15 protein-coding genes are annotated in these 14,165 nt (G+C 67.8%); 8 read left to right on the forward strand and 7 right to left on the reverse strand.

Annotated features, from left to right (window positions below):
- Nucleotides 1-358, reverse strand: a 358-nt coding sequence (locus tag FKP22_RS07140; protein ID WP_375140563.1) for a hypothetical protein, incomplete at its 3' end; no start/stop codon positions are given.
- A 50-nt stretch (nt 359-408) separates the two neighbouring features.
- Between FKP22_RS07140 and FKP22_RS07145 the strand changes: the two genes are divergently transcribed.
- Nucleotides 409-1,032: a hypothetical protein gene (locus FKP22_RS07145; protein WP_141286563.1), complete on the forward strand. Its 624-nt coding sequence runs from the start codon at nt 409-411 to the stop codon at nt 1,030-1,032.
- 40 nt (nt 1,033-1,072) lie between these two features.
- The gene (locus FKP22_RS07150) at nt 1,073-3,097 is read left to right on the forward strand and encodes an alkaline phosphatase (RefSeq protein ID WP_141286565.1); all 2,025 of its coding nucleotides are present in this window, start codon (nt 1,073-1,075) and stop codon (nt 3,095-3,097) included.
- A gap of 9 nt (nt 3,098-3,106) precedes the next feature.
- Here FKP22_RS07150 and FKP22_RS07155 read toward each other — a convergent pair whose 3' ends face one another.
- Nucleotides 3,107-4,357 carry a M56 family metallopeptidase gene (locus FKP22_RS07155; RefSeq protein WP_141286567.1) on the reverse strand — a complete coding sequence of 417 codons (1,251 nt, stop codon included), beginning with the start codon at nt 4,355-4,357 and terminating at the stop codon, nt 3,107-3,109.
- Entirely contained in the window at nt 4,354-4,743 is a 390-nt protein-coding gene (locus FKP22_RS07160; RefSeq protein ID WP_141286569.1) for a BlaI/MecI/CopY family transcriptional regulator, read from the reverse strand. Before FKP22_RS07160 ends, FKP22_RS07155 begins: the two co-directional genes overlap by 4 nt.
- A gap of 198 nt (nt 4,744-4,941) precedes the next feature.
- Between FKP22_RS07160 and FKP22_RS07165 the strand changes: the two genes are divergently transcribed.
- Genes FKP22_RS07165 through FKP22_RS07180 form a run of 4 tightly spaced genes read left to right on the forward strand, consistent with a single transcriptional unit; the run spans nt 4,942 to nt 8,633 of the window.
- Nucleotides 4,942-5,853, forward strand: a complete 912-nt coding sequence (locus FKP22_RS07165; RefSeq protein ID WP_141286571.1) for a TauD/TfdA dioxygenase family protein — start codon at nt 4,942-4,944, stop codon at nt 5,851-5,853.
- An 11-nt stretch (nt 5,854-5,864) separates the two neighbouring features.
- Nucleotides 5,865-6,701: an ABC transporter ATP-binding protein gene (locus FKP22_RS07170; protein ID WP_141286573.1), complete on the forward strand. Its 837-nt coding sequence runs from the start codon at nt 5,865-5,867 to the stop codon at nt 6,699-6,701.
- Nucleotides 6,698-7,576, forward strand: a complete 879-nt coding sequence (locus tag FKP22_RS07175) for an ABC transporter permease (RefSeq protein WP_141286575.1) — start codon at nt 6,698-6,700, stop codon at nt 7,574-7,576. The genes FKP22_RS07170 and FKP22_RS07175 overlap by 4 nt, the downstream gene beginning before the upstream one ends.
- A gap of 55 nt (nt 7,577-7,631) precedes the next feature.
- Nucleotides 7,632-8,633, forward strand: a complete 1,002-nt coding sequence (locus tag FKP22_RS07180; RefSeq protein ID WP_141286577.1) for an ABC transporter substrate-binding protein — start codon at nt 7,632-7,634, stop codon at nt 8,631-8,633.
- Nucleotides 8,634-8,680: 47 nt separating this feature from the next.
- Here FKP22_RS07180 and FKP22_RS07185 read toward each other — a convergent pair whose 3' ends face one another.
- On the reverse strand, nt 8,681-9,580 hold the full coding sequence (locus tag FKP22_RS07185; RefSeq protein ID WP_141286579.1) for a LysR substrate-binding domain-containing protein: 900 nt from the start codon (nt 9,578-9,580) through the stop codon (nt 8,681-8,683).
- A 70-nt stretch (nt 9,581-9,650) separates the two neighbouring features.
- Between FKP22_RS07185 and FKP22_RS07190 the strand changes: the two genes are divergently transcribed.
- Nucleotides 9,651-10,145 (forward strand): GNAT family N-acetyltransferase, encoded by a 495-nt coding sequence (locus tag FKP22_RS07190; RefSeq protein ID WP_141286581.1) that lies wholly within the window; start codon nt 9,651-9,653, stop codon nt 10,143-10,145.
- Here FKP22_RS07190 and FKP22_RS07195 read toward each other — a convergent pair.
- Nucleotides 10,134-10,706 carry a TetR/AcrR family transcriptional regulator gene (locus tag FKP22_RS07195; RefSeq protein ID WP_231011145.1) on the reverse strand — a complete coding sequence of 191 codons (573 nt, stop codon included), beginning with the start codon at nt 10,704-10,706 and terminating at the stop codon, nt 10,134-10,136. The genes FKP22_RS07190 and FKP22_RS07195 overlap by 12 nt on opposite strands.
- 166 nt (nt 10,707-10,872) lie before the next feature.
- Here FKP22_RS07195 and FKP22_RS07200 point away from each other — a divergent pair, with 166 nt between their 5' ends.
- A complete protein-coding gene (locus tag FKP22_RS07200; protein WP_141286585.1) occupies nt 10,873-11,382 on the forward strand; it encodes a DinB family protein in 510 nt (169 codons plus the stop codon).
- Between the two features lie 28 nt (nt 11,383-11,410).
- Here the strand turns inward: FKP22_RS07200 and FKP22_RS07205 are convergent, their stop codons facing one another.
- Both FKP22_RS07205 and FKP22_RS07210 read right to left on the reverse strand, forming a co-directional pair.
- Entirely contained in the window at nt 11,411-13,690 is a 2,280-nt protein-coding gene (locus FKP22_RS07205; protein WP_141286587.1) for a molybdopterin-dependent oxidoreductase, read from the reverse strand.
- 64 nt (nt 13,691-13,754) lie between these two features.
- A partial coding sequence (locus FKP22_RS07210) for an MmyB family transcriptional regulator (RefSeq protein WP_445663746.1) occupies nt 13,755-14,165 on the reverse strand: 411 nt, incomplete at its 5' end.

Genomic DNA, 14,165 nt, shown 5'->3' on the forward strand with positions numbered 1-14,165 from the left:
TGGGCGGCACGGCGTCACTGGCCGGCGCCTTTGCGGCACGGGGGCTGGATGGCGCAAGCGATTCAGCGGTGGAGAGACCGGGCAGGCCCTGGTGCTGTTGCAGCCGTTCTCCCGCGGCAAGCCGGCGTTGAATGAAGTCAGTCGCGCGGCGTAGGGCCTCGTCCAGCGTGCACGGCGTTGCCGTCAGCGAAGACTCCTGCGGCTCAAGCACCACGCCGCCCTTCAGCAGGCCCTGGCGCAGCGTCACGACGTAGCGGTTGGAAGCCTGTGCCGGCAGGTCCAGCTCGACGATCTCGACCACGCACTGCCGTTCACGCGGGCTGGCGCGGTAAAGCGTGGCGAATGCGATTCTTCTCATGGCACCGGCTCCTGCCTCGGGGAGGGCGATGTTACCGGCGTCGAAGCCACGTGTTGGTGAGCCTTGGTGAACGGATGAGGATGCTGGCGCGGATGGCCGCGCGAGCCCGGTTTTCACAGGCGGGCTTCTCGTCGACGTTTTACCTCCCGGTACTCCGACCGCGCTGTCACCGTTTGGTCATGCTGAGCCTCGATGATGCGCTGTTGATCTACGCCCCCAAGATGCCGAACAACCTCCGCTTGAGTTTCCTGGCCGCCAGCCTGGTGCTGGCATGTGGTTTCTCCTCCGCCCAAGCCGCGGACAACGCCCCCCAAACCCTCCGCTTCGCCGATTTCTTCCAGACCCCCGTCGGCGCGGCCGGCCTGCAGCCCACCGAGCGCCTGCTCGCGGCGCAGGACCAGCAGGTGCGCCTGGTCGGCTGGATGGTCGCGCAGGAAGACCCGGCGCCGGGTGCTTTCCTTCTGACGGCGCGGCCGGTGCAGATGAGCGAGCACGCGGATGGGGATGCGGATGACTTGCCGCCGGCCACGGTGCTGGTGCGGCTGCCGGATGCTTCGCGGGTGCTGCCGCATCAGCCTGGGTTGATCGAGCTGCAGGGCAGGTTGCATTACGGGCGCACGGTGGCGCCGGACGGGCGTGTTGCCTGGCTGGAACTGCAGCTGGCCCAGCCCTGAATTCGCACAAGACATTCATCCAATCCAACCCATGCCCACCATGAACGCTGACCGCCTTCACCGTCTCAAGTTGATCGCCGTGCTGGCACTGGCGCCACTCGGCGCCATCGCCGCGCCGAGCGTGAGCCGGCTCACGCCGCCGAGCGAGTTGTTCAGCTCGGGCCGGCCCGAGCCGGTGATTGCGCGCTTCCTGCCCGGCCAGCGTTTCGACCTGCAGGCCACCTTGCGGCCCGATGCAGGCCGCAGCCTGCGCGCTGCGCGCTTCCTGCTGGACGGCAAGCCGGTGGCGGGCAACGTGACCCTGCGCGACTGCGCCAGCGGTTGCGCTACGGGCGTGCCCGCGAATGCGGTGATCGCTTCGCTGCGCGCGTTCAGCGTGGCGGCCACCGGGCGGCATGAGTTCAGCATCGAGGCTGAGCAGGACGATGGGCAGACGCTCAGCGCACGGGGTAATTTCGATGTGATCCCGTTCAACACGCCGCAGGGCAAGCCGGTCAAGAATGTGATCATCCTGCTGGGCGACGGCATGGGCGCGGCGCAGCGCACGGCAGCGCGCATCGTGAAGAACGGCTACGCGCAGGGCAAGGCCATCGCGCCGCTGGCGATGGACACCTTCCCGGCGACTGCGCTGGTCAAGACCTCGTCGCTGAACTCGGTGGTGACCGACTCTTCGCCGGGCATGACCTCCTACGTGCTGGGCAACAAGAACAACAACAATGAAGAAGGCGTGTTCCCGGACGACACGACGGACGCCTTCGACAACCCGCGCATCGAGTACCTCTCGGAGTACCTGCACCGCACGCAGGGCAAGGCGCTGGGCATCGTCACCACGGCCGATGTGTTCGACGCCACGCCGGCCGGCAATGCGGTGCACACCAGCAACCGCGGCGCTGGCACCGGCATCGTCGACCAGTTCTTCGACGACCGGGGTGCCACCGGGCTGACCGTGCTGATGGGCGGCGGCCGCAAGTGGTTCCTGCCGTCTGCCACGCCGGGCTCGGCCCGCGGCGACAAGACCGACTACGTGTTCGACGCGGCCGACCCGCACCGCGCCGAGATCGCCAAGCGCTGGGGCATTTCGCCCGGCGCGCTGGACAAGGACCGCGACCTGATCAAGGACTTCCAGGGCGCCGGCTTCCAGTACGCCGCCAGCAAGACCGAGCTGGACGCCGCCAAGGGTGGCAAGCTGCTGGGCCTGTTCTCGCTGTCCAACATGAACGTGGCGCTGGACAAGATCGACGGCCGGCGCGGCAAGAAGCAGGGCCTGACCGGCAGCGTGGTCGACGATTACGGCTTCCCCGACCAGCCCATGCTCGACGAAATGGCCGAGAAGGCCCTGTCCACGCTGGCCCGCCAGACGCAAGGTTTCGTGCTGATGATCGAAGGCGCGTCCATCGACAAGCAGGCGCACAACATGGACACCGAGCGCTGGATGCTGGACACCATCGAGTTCGACCGCACGGTGCAGGTGGCGCAGGACTTCGCCCGCGACCGCGGCGACACGCTGGTCATCGTCACGGCCGACCACGAATGCTCTGGCGCCGCGCTGATCGGCGCCAGCCGCGTGACCGACGCCGTGCTGCAGCAGCTCGGCAAGGCCGGCGGTTCGGCCAACCTGCGCGACAAGGTCGTGGGCGTCTACGAGCAGGCCGGATTCCCGAAGTACCGCATTGCCGCCGACGGCTACCCCGAAACCACCGACATCGACTTCCGCCTGCTGGTGGCCTACGGCGCCAATGCCGACCGCTACGAAGACTGGCGCAGCAACCCGCAGCCCGTGAAAGACAGTCAGCAGCCGCTGGTGAAGGCCGAGCCGCTGAAGTGGTACCCCGAAAACCCGGCCGAACGCGACGGCCTGGGCAACTACCTGATCACGGGCCAGGTCCCCGGCGAATCGGCCGTGCACACCGCCACCGACGTGCCGCTGTCCGCCTTCGGCCCCGGCGCCTTCAGCTTCGTCGGCGTGATCGACAACACCGACGTGTTCTTCAAGCTGGCCCAGGCCGCGGTGAAGGGGCCGGTGGCGCCGGCGGACATGACGGTGAAGGCGAAGGGCAAGCGCTGAGCGGTGCGTTCAGCGTGCTGCAAGCAGGCGCGCCGTCTGATTGCCACTCAGCACATGCTCGTCTGAGACCACGACGAACTGGAACGGTTGGTCCGACGCCATGACCTGGGTGTACCTCGCCACATCCTGGGCAGGCTCGCCGGTGCGGTAGCGGCTTTCGACCTGCAGCCGGCCATCGGCCAGTTGGGTGGTCACGAGCTCGATCTCCCAGCTCGCGCCGGGCGTGCCATCCTTGGGCGACACCCGGACCGTGGCCGGTTGACCGAGTTGGGTCAGCACCTGCGGCGAGCCGCCAGGCAGCCCGTCGTTGATGAGGTTCAGCGTGAGCATCACCGAAGTCGTCTTGGCGGCCGGTTCCGTGGGCTGGACTTGGGTGGCGTAGACGGCGCCAGCACCGAGCACGGCGAGTGTGGCGGCCAGCCATCGGCCAGCGGGCTGGCGGGCAGCGTGGGTGGCATGAAGTTCGAGCATGTGGACTCTTTCGATCAAGGGGTGGGTGGAATGCCAGGCGCTGCTGGCGGTGGGAACTTCGGTAACCGGGGCGTGTGACTTCATCAGCGCATTGGCGTAGGTGGCCAGCGCTTTTGGTTGTTGGCGCAGCACAGCGGCGTCGCAAGCCAGTTCCTGGTGCTGCCGAAAGCGGCGCGCCGCGCGCCAGGCCAGCGGGTTGAACCAGTGCATCGCGCACAGCAGCAGCGCCAGTAAGCGCCAGGCGTTGTCGTGTTGCCGGATGTGCACGGCTTCGTGTGCCAGCACCAGGGCTTGCTCGGCGGGACTGAAGCGCTGCTCAAAGTCTTCCGGTAACACCAGAAGGCTGTGCCACACGCCGGCCTCGGCCGGGCTGCTGCCAGCAGGTGCGCGCCATGGGCCGACAGCGGCCCGGCGCAGGGAACTGAGGTAGCGGTGCTGGGCTCGCCAGGCCACAGCAAGGGATGTGACCACGCCCGCGGCCCACAGAACGGCCAAGCCGATTGCCACGGCGGGCGACGAGGAGGGCGGGGCGGTGTGCGGCCCACGCACCTGGGGCACCATGATCACCGGGGACTGCAGCCACTGCACCAGCGCCAGGTCTGCCGGCACGCGCGCCGCCGGCAACCAGGTGGCAAGCAGACCGAGCGGCACCAGCCACCAAGTTGCCAGTACCGGCCCGGCGCCGAAGCGGTGCAGCAGCACACGCTGCACCAGACCGGTCACCAGCACCAGCGCGCTCAGCCAAAGGCTTTGGCTCGCAAGCACATCCACGAAACGTGCGGCGGTCATGGCTTGGGCGCTTTCTCGTATGTGCGCACCAGCGCCTTCAATGCGTCCACGTCGGCCTGCGACAGCCCGCGCTCTGCGCCAAAGTGCGCCACCAGGGGCGCCAGCCTGCCATTGAACAGACGGTCCACCAGGCCCAGGCTCTGGTGGCTGAGCCAAGCCTCGCGCGACAGCACGGCGCTGTAGAGGTAGCGCCTGCCGTCCTTCTCTGCCGCCACGGCGCCTTTCTTCAACAGCCGATTCAGCAGCGTCTTGATGGTGGCGATCTGCCATTCACGCTGGCCTTGCAGGGAAGCGGCAATCTCGTCAGTGCTGCGCGGGCTGGATTGCCAGAGCACTTCCATGACCTGGGCTTCGGCGTCGCTGACGGGTGAGACGGGTGGAGTCATGGTGTTTCGATTACAGGTGTAAACATGAAGCGATGATTACGCATGTAATCGACAGAGTCAAGCCTGACAAAAGCGGGGCGCACAAGGTTGTCTGACGACTTACTCGAATCCCGCATGGCCTATGCCGGAAAGCTTTGTTCGCCGATACGCGCTGCGCTTCTAGAGTGGCCGCTTCGACGACACAAAACTCATGGCCCCATGTCTGCTGTATTGACTGCCACCCCGGGTGACCCCGCGGCCGCGCCGCAAGAGATCCAGATCCGCAGCCTGTCTGAGAGCCCCAGCGGCGTCGGCGCCGAGGTCATTGGGCTGGACCTGAACCTGCCGCTGGGCGAGGCTGATTTCCGGCGCATCCACCAGGCGCACCTGGACCACCATGTGCTGGTGTTCCGCGACCAGCGCATCACGCCGCAGCAGCACGTGGACTTCAGCCGGCGCTTCGGGCCGCTGCAGATCCATGTGCTGAAGAACTTCCAGCTGGCCGGGCACCCGGAGATCCTGGTCGTCTCGAACATCAAGAACGAGCAGGGCCAGCCGATTGGGCTGGGCGATGCGGGCCAGTATTGGCACTCGGACCTGTCGTACAAGGAAACGCCCAGCCTGGGCTCGCTGCTGCACGCGCAGGAGCTGCCGGAAGAGGGTGGCGACACCTTGTTCGCCAACCAGCATGCGGCCTACGACGCACTGCCCGAAGACCTGAAGGCGCGCATTGCCGACCTGAAGGCCGAGCACAGCTACTTGGCCAAGTACGAGGAGCTGCGCGCCAAGAGCCCGTGGCGGCCCAAGCTGACCGCCGCGCAACTGGCCGAGGTGCCGCCTGCGGTGCATCCGGTGGTGCGCACGCACCCGGAGACGGGCCGCAAGGCGCTGTTCGTGAGCGAGCATTTCACGACCCGCATCGTCGGCCTGCCGGAAGAGGAAAGCGCCGCGCTGCTGGCCGAGCTGTTCGCCTTCAGCGTGCAGCCGCAGTTCGTCTACCGCCACGTCTGGCAGCCGCACGACATGGTGTTCTGGGACAACCGCTCGGTGATGCATTTGGCGGCAGGCACGCCGGACCATCTGCGCCGCCGCCTGAATCGCACGACTGTCGAAGGCGACGCACCGTTTTGAAGGCTTTGACCATGCAGTTGCCCTTGACCCAACCTGGCGCCGATGCGCCGCCCCAGGCCCTGTCCGCCACGCCGCTGTTGCAGCTGGCCCAGGTCAGCATCGACTACCCACAAGGCGAGCACTGGGTGCGCGCCACGCATCAAATCAGCCTCAGCGTGATGCAGGGCGACCGCTTCGTGCTGCTGGGCGCCTCGGGCTGCGGCAAGTCCACCTTGCTGAAGGCGATTGGCGGCTTCGTCACGCCCAGCGAAGGCAGCATCACGCTGGCCGGCCGGCGCATCACGCAGCCGGGGCCTGACCGGGCGGTGGTGTTCCAGGAATTCGACCAGCTGCCGCCGTGGAAAACGGTGCGCGAAAACGTGCTGTTTCCGCTGCTGGCGGCGCGCCGCTGCGGCCGCAAGGAAGCGGCCGAACGGGCCGAGCTGTACCTCGCCAAGGTCGGCCTGGCCAAGTTCGCGGACGCTTATCCGCACCAGCTCTCCGGCGGCATGAAGCAGCGCGTGGCGATTGCCCGTGCGCTGGCCATGCAGCCCGAGCTGCTGCTGATGGACGAGCCTTTCGCCGCGCTGGATGCGCTGACCCGCCGCCGCATGCAGGACGAGCTGCTCGCGCTGTGGGACGAGTTCCGCTTCACGCTGGTGTTCGTGACGCACGCGATCGAAGAAGCGCTGGTGGTGGGCAACCGCATCGCCATCCTGTCGCCGCACCCTGGCCGCCTGCGTGCCGAGATCGACAGCGAGCGCTTCGGCTTCAACAACGCCGGCAGCGCCGACTTCCAGGCCACCACGCAGCGCATCCACGGCCTGCTGTTTGAAACGCCGCGCGCGGCCGCAGGAGTGGAAGCATGAACGCCGCTGTATTGACCGTTCGGCCGGATGTGGAATATGTGCTGAGCGCCGCGCCGCCGGCCCTCAAGCCGCGCGCGCTGCCGGCCTGGCGCCGCGTGCTGCAGCACGATGGCGTGCGCCGCGGCATTGTGCTGGTCGTGTTGGCAGCGGTGTGGGAGGCGCTGGCGCGCTGGCAGGCCAACGATTTGCTGCTGCCGACCTTCGTGCAGACGCTGCGCGCCTTCGTTGAAGGCGTGGCCTCGGGCGAGTTGCTGGTGAAGACCGGCATTTCGCTCTCGGTGCTGCTGAAGAGCTACGTGATCGGCATCGCCGCGGCCTTTGTGCTGACCAGCCTGGCGGCCGCCACGCGCGTGGGCCGGGACCTGCTGTCCACCTTGACGGCCATGTTCAACCCGCTGCCGGCGATTGCGCTGCTGCCGGTGGCGCTGCTGTGGTTTGGCCTGGGCCAGGGCAGCCTGATGTTCGTGCTGGTGCACTCTGTCCTGTGGCCGCTTGCATTGGCCACGCATGCCGGCTTCCAGGCCGTGCCCGAAACCCTGCGCATGGCGGGCCGCAACTATGGCCTGCGCGGGTTGCGCTACGTGCTGCAGATCCTGGTACCCGCGGCGCTGCCGGCCATCCTCTCGGGCCTGAAGATCAGCTGGGCGTTTGCATGGCGCACGCTGATCGCGGCCGAGCTGGTGTTCGGTGCCTCGTCCGGCAAGGGCGGGTTGGGCTGGTACATCTTCCAGAACCGCAACGAGCTCTACACCGACCGCGTGTTCGCCGGCCTGGCGATGGTCGTGGTCATCGGCCTGGTGGTCGAAGCGCTGGTCTTCCGGACCCTGGAAAGACTGACCGTTCAACGCTGGGGCATGCAGCGCACGAACCAGTGATCGCCTCCGAATTCCCAGTCCCCAACCCGCTCCGTTTCTCTCCAAAAGTACCGCCATGAAGTACCGAATTCCGTCCTTGATCGCAGCCGTTGCAATGCTCGCCAGCCCGCTGGCTGCACGGGCCGAAGGCACTATCCGCATCGCCCAGCAGTTCGGCATTGCCTACCTGCTGCTCGACGTCGTGCAGGACCAGAAGCTGATCGAAAAACACGCCAAGGCGCAGGGCCTGGGCGAGGTGGAAGTGGAGTGGAACCAGATCTCCGGCGCCACCGCGATGAACGAGGCGCTGCTGTCGGGTTCGCTGGACGTCGTCTCGGCCGGCGTGCCGCCGATGCTGACACTTTGGGACCGCACCAAGGGCAAGCAGAACGTCAAGGCCATCTCGGCGCTGGGCTCGCTGCCGAACTACCTGATCACCAACAACCCCAAGGTCAAGACGCTGAAGGACTTCAGCGACAAGGACCGCATTGCCGTGCCGGCCGCAGGCACTGGCTTCCAGTCCCGCACGCTGCAGATCGAAACCGCCAAGCAGTTCGGCAAGGACGACTTCAAGCGCTTCGACACCATCTCGGTCAGCCTGCCGCACCCGGACGCGACGGCCGCGCTGATTGCCGGCGGCTCGGAGATCAACTCGCACTTCTCCAGCGCGCCGTTCTACTACCAGGCCATGGACGCCAACAAGGCGGTGCACAAGGTGCTGAGCAGCTACGACATCCTCGGCGGCCCGGCGACCTTCAACGTGCTCTACACCACGCAGAAGTTCCACGACGAGAACCCGAAGACCTACAAGGCTTTCTACGCCGCGCTGAAGGAAGCCGAGCAGTACGTGAAGGCCGACAAGACCCGCGCCGCCCAGCTCTTCATCCGCGCGCAGAAGTCCAAGCTCCCGCTGGACTTCGTGCGCAAGATCATCGAAGACCCCGAAAACGACTTCACCATCGTCCCGTTCCGCACGGCCGTCTACGCCGACGAACTCTTCAAGCTCGGCGTGCTGAAGAACAAGGCCGCGTCGTGGAAGGACTATTTCTTCGACGAGGCGTTTGCGCAGGGCAGCTGAGCGGCCAGGCTTGGGTGAACCAGCGCCAGGGCGCTGGACCCCCGCGCTCAGGTCACGGGCCCGGCCGTGCCGGTGGCCAGGGCCTTGAACGCGCGCACCAGGCCGTTGTCGTCATCGACGCGGTGTGCGATCTGGATGGCACTACGGGCCTCGGTGGCGCCCAGCGGAATGGCCCTGGCGCCCGCTGGCAGCGGCTCGACCGCGCTGGCCGGCGCGACGGTGACCCCCAGGCCCTGGGCCACGAGCTGGCAGATCGTTCGCCATTGCGATCCGCGAAAGCGGATCTCCGGCTCCAGCCCCGCCTCCTGGAAGGGCTGCAGGTTGCGGGCATGGGCCAGAGAGCCTGCGGCATACGGGAACAGCACCAGGGGTGACAAGGCCAGCTCTGCGGCGGTGACGCTCGCCGCCGCAGCGAGTGGGTGGTCCGTCGAAAGCACCGCCATGAACGGCTCTTCGAGCAGCGTGGTCAGCGCGATGCCTTCGCGTGCTTCCGCATCCCGGACGATGCCGAGGTCGGCCGTGCCGCGGGCCAGCTGCTCCATCACCTCCGCGGTGAAGCCCTCATGCAGTTGCACCTGCACGCCCGGGCGCTGCGCGATGAAGCAGCGCAGCATTGCGCTCAGCATGCCGGAGGCAGAGGAGATGAACGCCAGGTCGATGCGGCCGGATTCACCCCGAGCCACGCGCTGGGCCTCGTCCAGGTCGGACGACAGCCGCGCAAGCAGTTCGCTGGCGCGCGGCCGGAAGCTGCGCCCCGCTTCGGTGAGCGCCACGGCCCTTGAAGTGCGCGTGAAGAGCGGCACGTGCATCAGCCCTTCGAGCTGGCGGATCTGCTGCGACAGGGCCGGCTGGGCGATGTGCAGGCGGTGCGCAGCGCGACCGAAGTGCAGTTCTTCGGCCACGGCCAGGAAATAGCGCAGATGGCGCAGTTCGATTCGGGCATCCATACTTCCAGTGTATGGATGAGCGCATTCGTTTGTATTGGACGCATGAATCCCGCGGACTTAGGCTTGCCGCATGCCGAACGTCCAAACCGAAGTCACCGTCTCGTCCCTCGCCACACCCGCTGACGCGCTGGCATTTCGCAACATCAACGAAGCATGGATCTCGCGCCTGTTTTCCCTGACCGAGGAAGACCAACGGGTGCTGGGTGACCCGCAAGGCCGCATCCTGGCGCACGGGGGAGACGTGTTGCTGGCTCGCCTCGGCGACGGCGAGGTGGTGGGATGCGTGGCGCTGCTGTCCCTCGGAGGCAGCATCTTCGAGATGGCGAAGATGGGGGTCGTGCCCGAGGCGCAAGGGGCCGGCATCGGCCGCCGGCTGGTCGACGCCGCGATCGCCCGGGCCGCCGAACTCGGTGGCACCCGCCTTTTCCTCGGCACCAACTCGCGCCTGCAGCCGGCCATTCACCTCTACGAAGCCGCAGGCTTCGAGCGCATCACGCGAGACGAGCTGCCCGTGGCCGACTACTACGCTCGCGCCGATGTGCTGATGCGGCGGTCACTGGTTTGACGAAAGCACGGGCATGCCCTGGGCCTGCAGGCCCAGCAGATAGGCCCGCACCAGCCGAACCAGTTCCTGTTGCAGCGTCGGCGCGTCCAGCATGCCGCGGCGTGCGAAGTCGTGGATCACGCCCTCGACGGTGGCGGACAGGACTTGCGCGCTCAGGTCGCTGACGGCCTCCGGCGCGCCACCGCAGTGGCGGGCGATGAGCAGCTTGTAGCTGGCCAGGTATTCGGCCATGAACGCGGCTTTGTCGGCGTCGGCCTGGCCTGCGCGCGGCAGTTCGTCCAGCAGCACGCGATGCACCTCGGGCTCGATGCTGTGTGCGGCGATCAGGCCGCCTACCAGGTCGTCGACGAGTTGGCCCGCCGGCTTGTCGCCATTGCAGCCTGCGCTCACTGCGGCCAGCACGGTTTCCAGGTGCCGGCGGCGGATCGCGTCGACCAGGGCGACCTTGTTCGGGAAGTACTGGTAGAGCGAGCCGATGCTGACGCCGGCCACCTGGGCCACCTCGTTGGTGGTGAATCCGGTCCACCCACGCGTGCCCAGAACGCGAGCGCCTGCCGTCACGATGGCCTCCACCAAGGCCCGCGAACGCGCCTGGCGCGGGGCTCGACGCGGCGTTGGCGGCGAAAGGGGAACGCGAGTGGACATGGCAGCGGCGGGAACCTAGATTTCCTTTCATGATAGGGGTCGGCCAGGGCGCCCCGTTGCCACCTGAAAGGACATGCGAACCATGAGCACCAGTGCCATCTTTGCCACCTTGCTCCGCTACCAAGCCTGGGCGCACGATGCCTTCCTGCAGAAGCTTGAAGCCCTGGATGCTGATCGGCATCCCGAGGAACGTCGCACGGCCTTGCGGCTGTTGAACCACTGCCTCGTGGTGAACCAGATCTTCAAGGCGCACCTCACCGGCACCGCGCATGGCTTCACGGCCGACAACACGCCCGAGACGCCCACGCCGCAGGCCTTGCGCGCTTCGCTGGCGGCCCTGGACGACTGGTTTCAAACCTACGCCGAGACGGCCACGCCAGCGCAGCTGTCGGAACCCGTTGCCTTCACCTTCACCGATGGCGACCAGGGCTGCATGACGCGCCAGGAAATGCTGCTGCACGTGGTCACGCATGGCGGCTACCACCGCGGCGAGGTGGGGCGCATCCTGAAGCAGATTCCGGCGGACTTGCCCTGGGACACCTTGGCGGTGCACCTGCACGAAACCGATCCCGGGCGCCGCCTTCGCGCCTGAGAGCCTTGTTCAGCGGCGCGCAGAGGCCTCAGGTCACTTCCGCGGGCTGCAAGGCCCGCACCTTGACCGCCACGCCGGACAGCACAGCGTTGCCCGAGAGCGGGTCGCGCAAGGTGTCGTCCAGTACGGCGTTCAGGTTGGCGCCGGGGCGCTGGGCGGCCAGGCCGAGCTTCGTGCCTGGCTGGTCGTGGCCCCAGCCGTGGGGCAGGCTGATCACGCCGGGCATCATCTCGTCGCTCAGCACCACAGGCACCTCAATGGACTGGCCGCCGCGCGAGAGTTCGGCCCGGCCGCCGTCTGACAGGCCCAGGCGCTGGGCGTCCTGCGGGTGGACCAGCGCGGTGCAGCGCATCGGGCCCTTCGCCAGCGTGGGCAGGTTGTGCATCCAGCTGTTGTTCGAGCGCAGTTCGCGGCGGCCGATCAGCAGCAGTTCGTCTTTCGATGCTGCCGATGTCGCTGGCACCAGTTCCTTCGCGGCTTCGGCCAGGTCGGCCAGGCACAGCGCGGGCGCCAGTTCCACCTTGCCGCTGGGCGTGCGCAGCAGTTCGGGCAGGCGGGGCTGCAGCGGGCCGAGGTCGATGCCGCCGTTCGCGGCCTTCACCTTGGCCAGCGTCAGGCCTTCTGGCTTGCGGCCGAACTGATCGCCATAGGGGCCGCTGCGCAGCGCCAGTTCCAGTTGCCGCTCGGGGCCGCGCAGGCCGTCGGCGGAGAGGGCGGCCATCAGCGCTTGGGCTTGTGGGCCGGCGCTGCGATTCAGGTCGTCCAAGAGCAAGGCGTCGTCGGCCAGCAGCGGGTCGGCCGGCAGCTTGCCCTCGGGCGCGACCATCGCGGCCAGGCGCAGCAGCGTCTGCCATTCGGGTGAGTGGTCTGCAGGCGGGGCGAAGACTGGTGCGCTGTGGCGCGCATGGTTGCGGAAGGAGAGCTGCGGGAAGGCCACGTCGTAGTGCGCTTCTTCCAGCGGCGACAGGCCGGGCAGGATCACGTGCGCGTGCTGCGTGGTCTCGTTGAGGTAGATGTCCAGGCTGATCATGCAGTCCAGCTTTTGCAGCGCCTGGGCCAGCCGCGGGCCACCGGGGCTGGAGAGCACCGGGTTGCTGGCCACGCTGATCAGCGCACGCACCTGGCCGTCGCCGGGGGTTTCGATCTCCTCGGCCAGCAGCGTCATCGGCAGCTCGCCGTAGACCTCGGGCGCGCCGCTGACCCGGCTGGCGTGCCGGCCACGCGTCACGCCACGGCCCTGGCCGGGCTTGCCCTGCGTGTTGGCGGCGAAGGCGGCAGCCTGCGGGAACATCGCGCCGCCTTCGCTGTCCAGGTGGCCGGTAACGGCGTTCAGCGTGTCGATCAGCCAGCTGGCCACGGTGCCGTAGCGCTGGGTGCAGGTGCCGATGCGGCCGTAGATGCAGGCACGCGGCGTGTTGGCGAACTCTCGCGCCAGTTGGCGGATGGACTCGGCCGGCACGCCGCAGCGCGTGGCCACCGCCTCGGGCGAAAACGTCGCCACGGCGTGGCGAACGTCGTCCAGCCCCTTGAGCATGGGCGCGAGCCGTCCGGGCTTTTCCAGGCCTTCGGCCAGCACCGTGTGCAGCATGCCGGCCAGCAGGAAGGCGTCCCCGCCTGGGCGGATGAAGTGGTGCGCGTCGGCGACAGCGGCGGTTTCGCCGCGGCGCGGGTCGATCACCACCAGCTTGCCGCCGCGCGCCCGCAGCGCCTTGGCCTTGCCGCGAAAGTCGGGCACGGTCCACATGCTGCCGTTGCTGGCCATGGGGTTGGCGCCCAGCACCAGTAGGTAGTCGCAGCGTTCGATGTCCGGCACCGCCACGCTGAGCCAGTGGCCGAACATCAGGCCGGACTGCAGCTGCTTGGGCATCTGGTCCAGCGTGGAGGCCGAGAAAATGTTGCGGCTGCCCAGCACGCGCGCGAACTTGGCGAAGTACAGCAGCAGGCCGATCTTGTGGGCCGAAGGGTTGCCCACCGACAGCGCCACGGCGTCCCGCCCGTGCTGGGCGATGACGGGTTTCAGCAGCCGCTCGGCCTCGGCAAAGGCCTCGTCCCAGCTCACCGCCACATGCTGGCCGTTGCGCTTGATCATGGGCTGGCGCAGCCGGTCCGGGTCTTCGTGCAGGTCTTTCAGCGCGTAGCCCTTGGGGCAGATGAAGCCGGCGCTGAAGACGTCGTGCTCCGCGCCGCGGATGCGGATGACCTTGCCGTCCTGCACCTGCACGTCCAGCCCGCAGCAGGCCTCGCAGAGCGGGCAGATGCGGTAGTGGGTCGTGGTGCCGTCGGCGGCCTGAACGGGGGTGTGGTTCATGTCTGTCTCCTGGCAAGCGTTATCGCCTGCGCCAGTCCGGTTGTCCGTCACCCACGCGACCTTGTCACCTCGTGGTTGTCCCGGGGGTAGGCGGGGTTTCGGCGGCCATCAGCGCCTGCAAGGCCTGCGCAGTCTGCGCGTCCGCCGGGAAAAAGGCCTCGATCGCCAGCTCGGACAGCGTGATGTCCACCGGCGTGCCGAAAACCGTGGTGGTGCTGATGAAGGACAGCAGGCCGGCAGGCGTGTTCAGTTGCAGCGGCACGGCAATGCCGGGCGCGGCATGCGGCTCGTCGTCGGCCGGGCAGGGGTAGGCGCGCAATTCATCGGCCAGTGCAGCCAGCACCGGGTCGCCGCTGGCCTGGATCTGCTGCGCGAGCCGGGCCAGCAAATGGCTGCGCCACGCGGGCAGGTTGGCAATGCGCGGCGCCAGGCCACCAGGGTGCAGCGACAGCCGCAGCACGTTGACCACCACGGT

This window comes from Ideonella azotifigens (genome assembly GCF_006519715.1).
Taxonomy (GTDB): Bacteria; Pseudomonadota; Gammaproteobacteria; order Burkholderiales; family Burkholderiaceae_C; genus Ideonella; species Ideonella azotifigens.

Bases quoted from the DNA above. Each gene is read 5' to 3' on its own strand.
- FKP22_RS07150 (WP_141286565.1), top strand. From the start codon at position 1,073: ATGAACGCTGACCGCCTTCACCGTCTCAAGTTGATCGCCGTGCTGGCA.
- FKP22_RS07155 (WP_141286567.1), bottom strand. From the start codon at position 4,357: ATGACCGCCGCACGTTTCGTGGATGTGCTTGCGAGCCAAAGCCTTTGG.
- FKP22_RS07160 (WP_141286569.1), bottom strand. From the start codon at position 4,743: ATGACTCCACCCGTCTCACCCGTCAGCGACGCCGAAGCCCAGGTCATG.
- FKP22_RS07165 (WP_141286571.1), top strand. From the start codon at position 4,942: ATGTCTGCTGTATTGACTGCCACCCCGGGTGACCCCGCGGCCGCGCCG.
- FKP22_RS07170 (WP_141286573.1), top strand. From the start codon at position 5,865: ATGCAGTTGCCCTTGACCCAACCTGGCGCCGATGCGCCGCCCCAGGCC.
- FKP22_RS07175 (WP_141286575.1), top strand. From the start codon at position 6,698: ATGAACGCCGCTGTATTGACCGTTCGGCCGGATGTGGAATATGTGCTG.
- FKP22_RS07180 (WP_141286577.1), top strand. From the start codon at position 7,632: ATGAAGTACCGAATTCCGTCCTTGATCGCAGCCGTTGCAATGCTCGCC.
- FKP22_RS07185 (WP_141286579.1), bottom strand. From the start codon at position 9,580: ATGGATGCCCGAATCGAACTGCGCCATCTGCGCTATTTCCTGGCCGTG.
- FKP22_RS07190 (WP_141286581.1), top strand. From the start codon at position 9,651: ATGCCGAACGTCCAAACCGAAGTCACCGTCTCGTCCCTCGCCACACCC.
- FKP22_RS07200 (WP_141286585.1), top strand. From the start codon at position 10,873: ATGAGCACCAGTGCCATCTTTGCCACCTTGCTCCGCTACCAAGCCTGG.
- FKP22_RS07205 (WP_141286587.1), bottom strand. From the start codon at position 13,690: ATGAACCACACCCCCGTTCAGGCCGCCGACGGCACCACGACCCACTAC.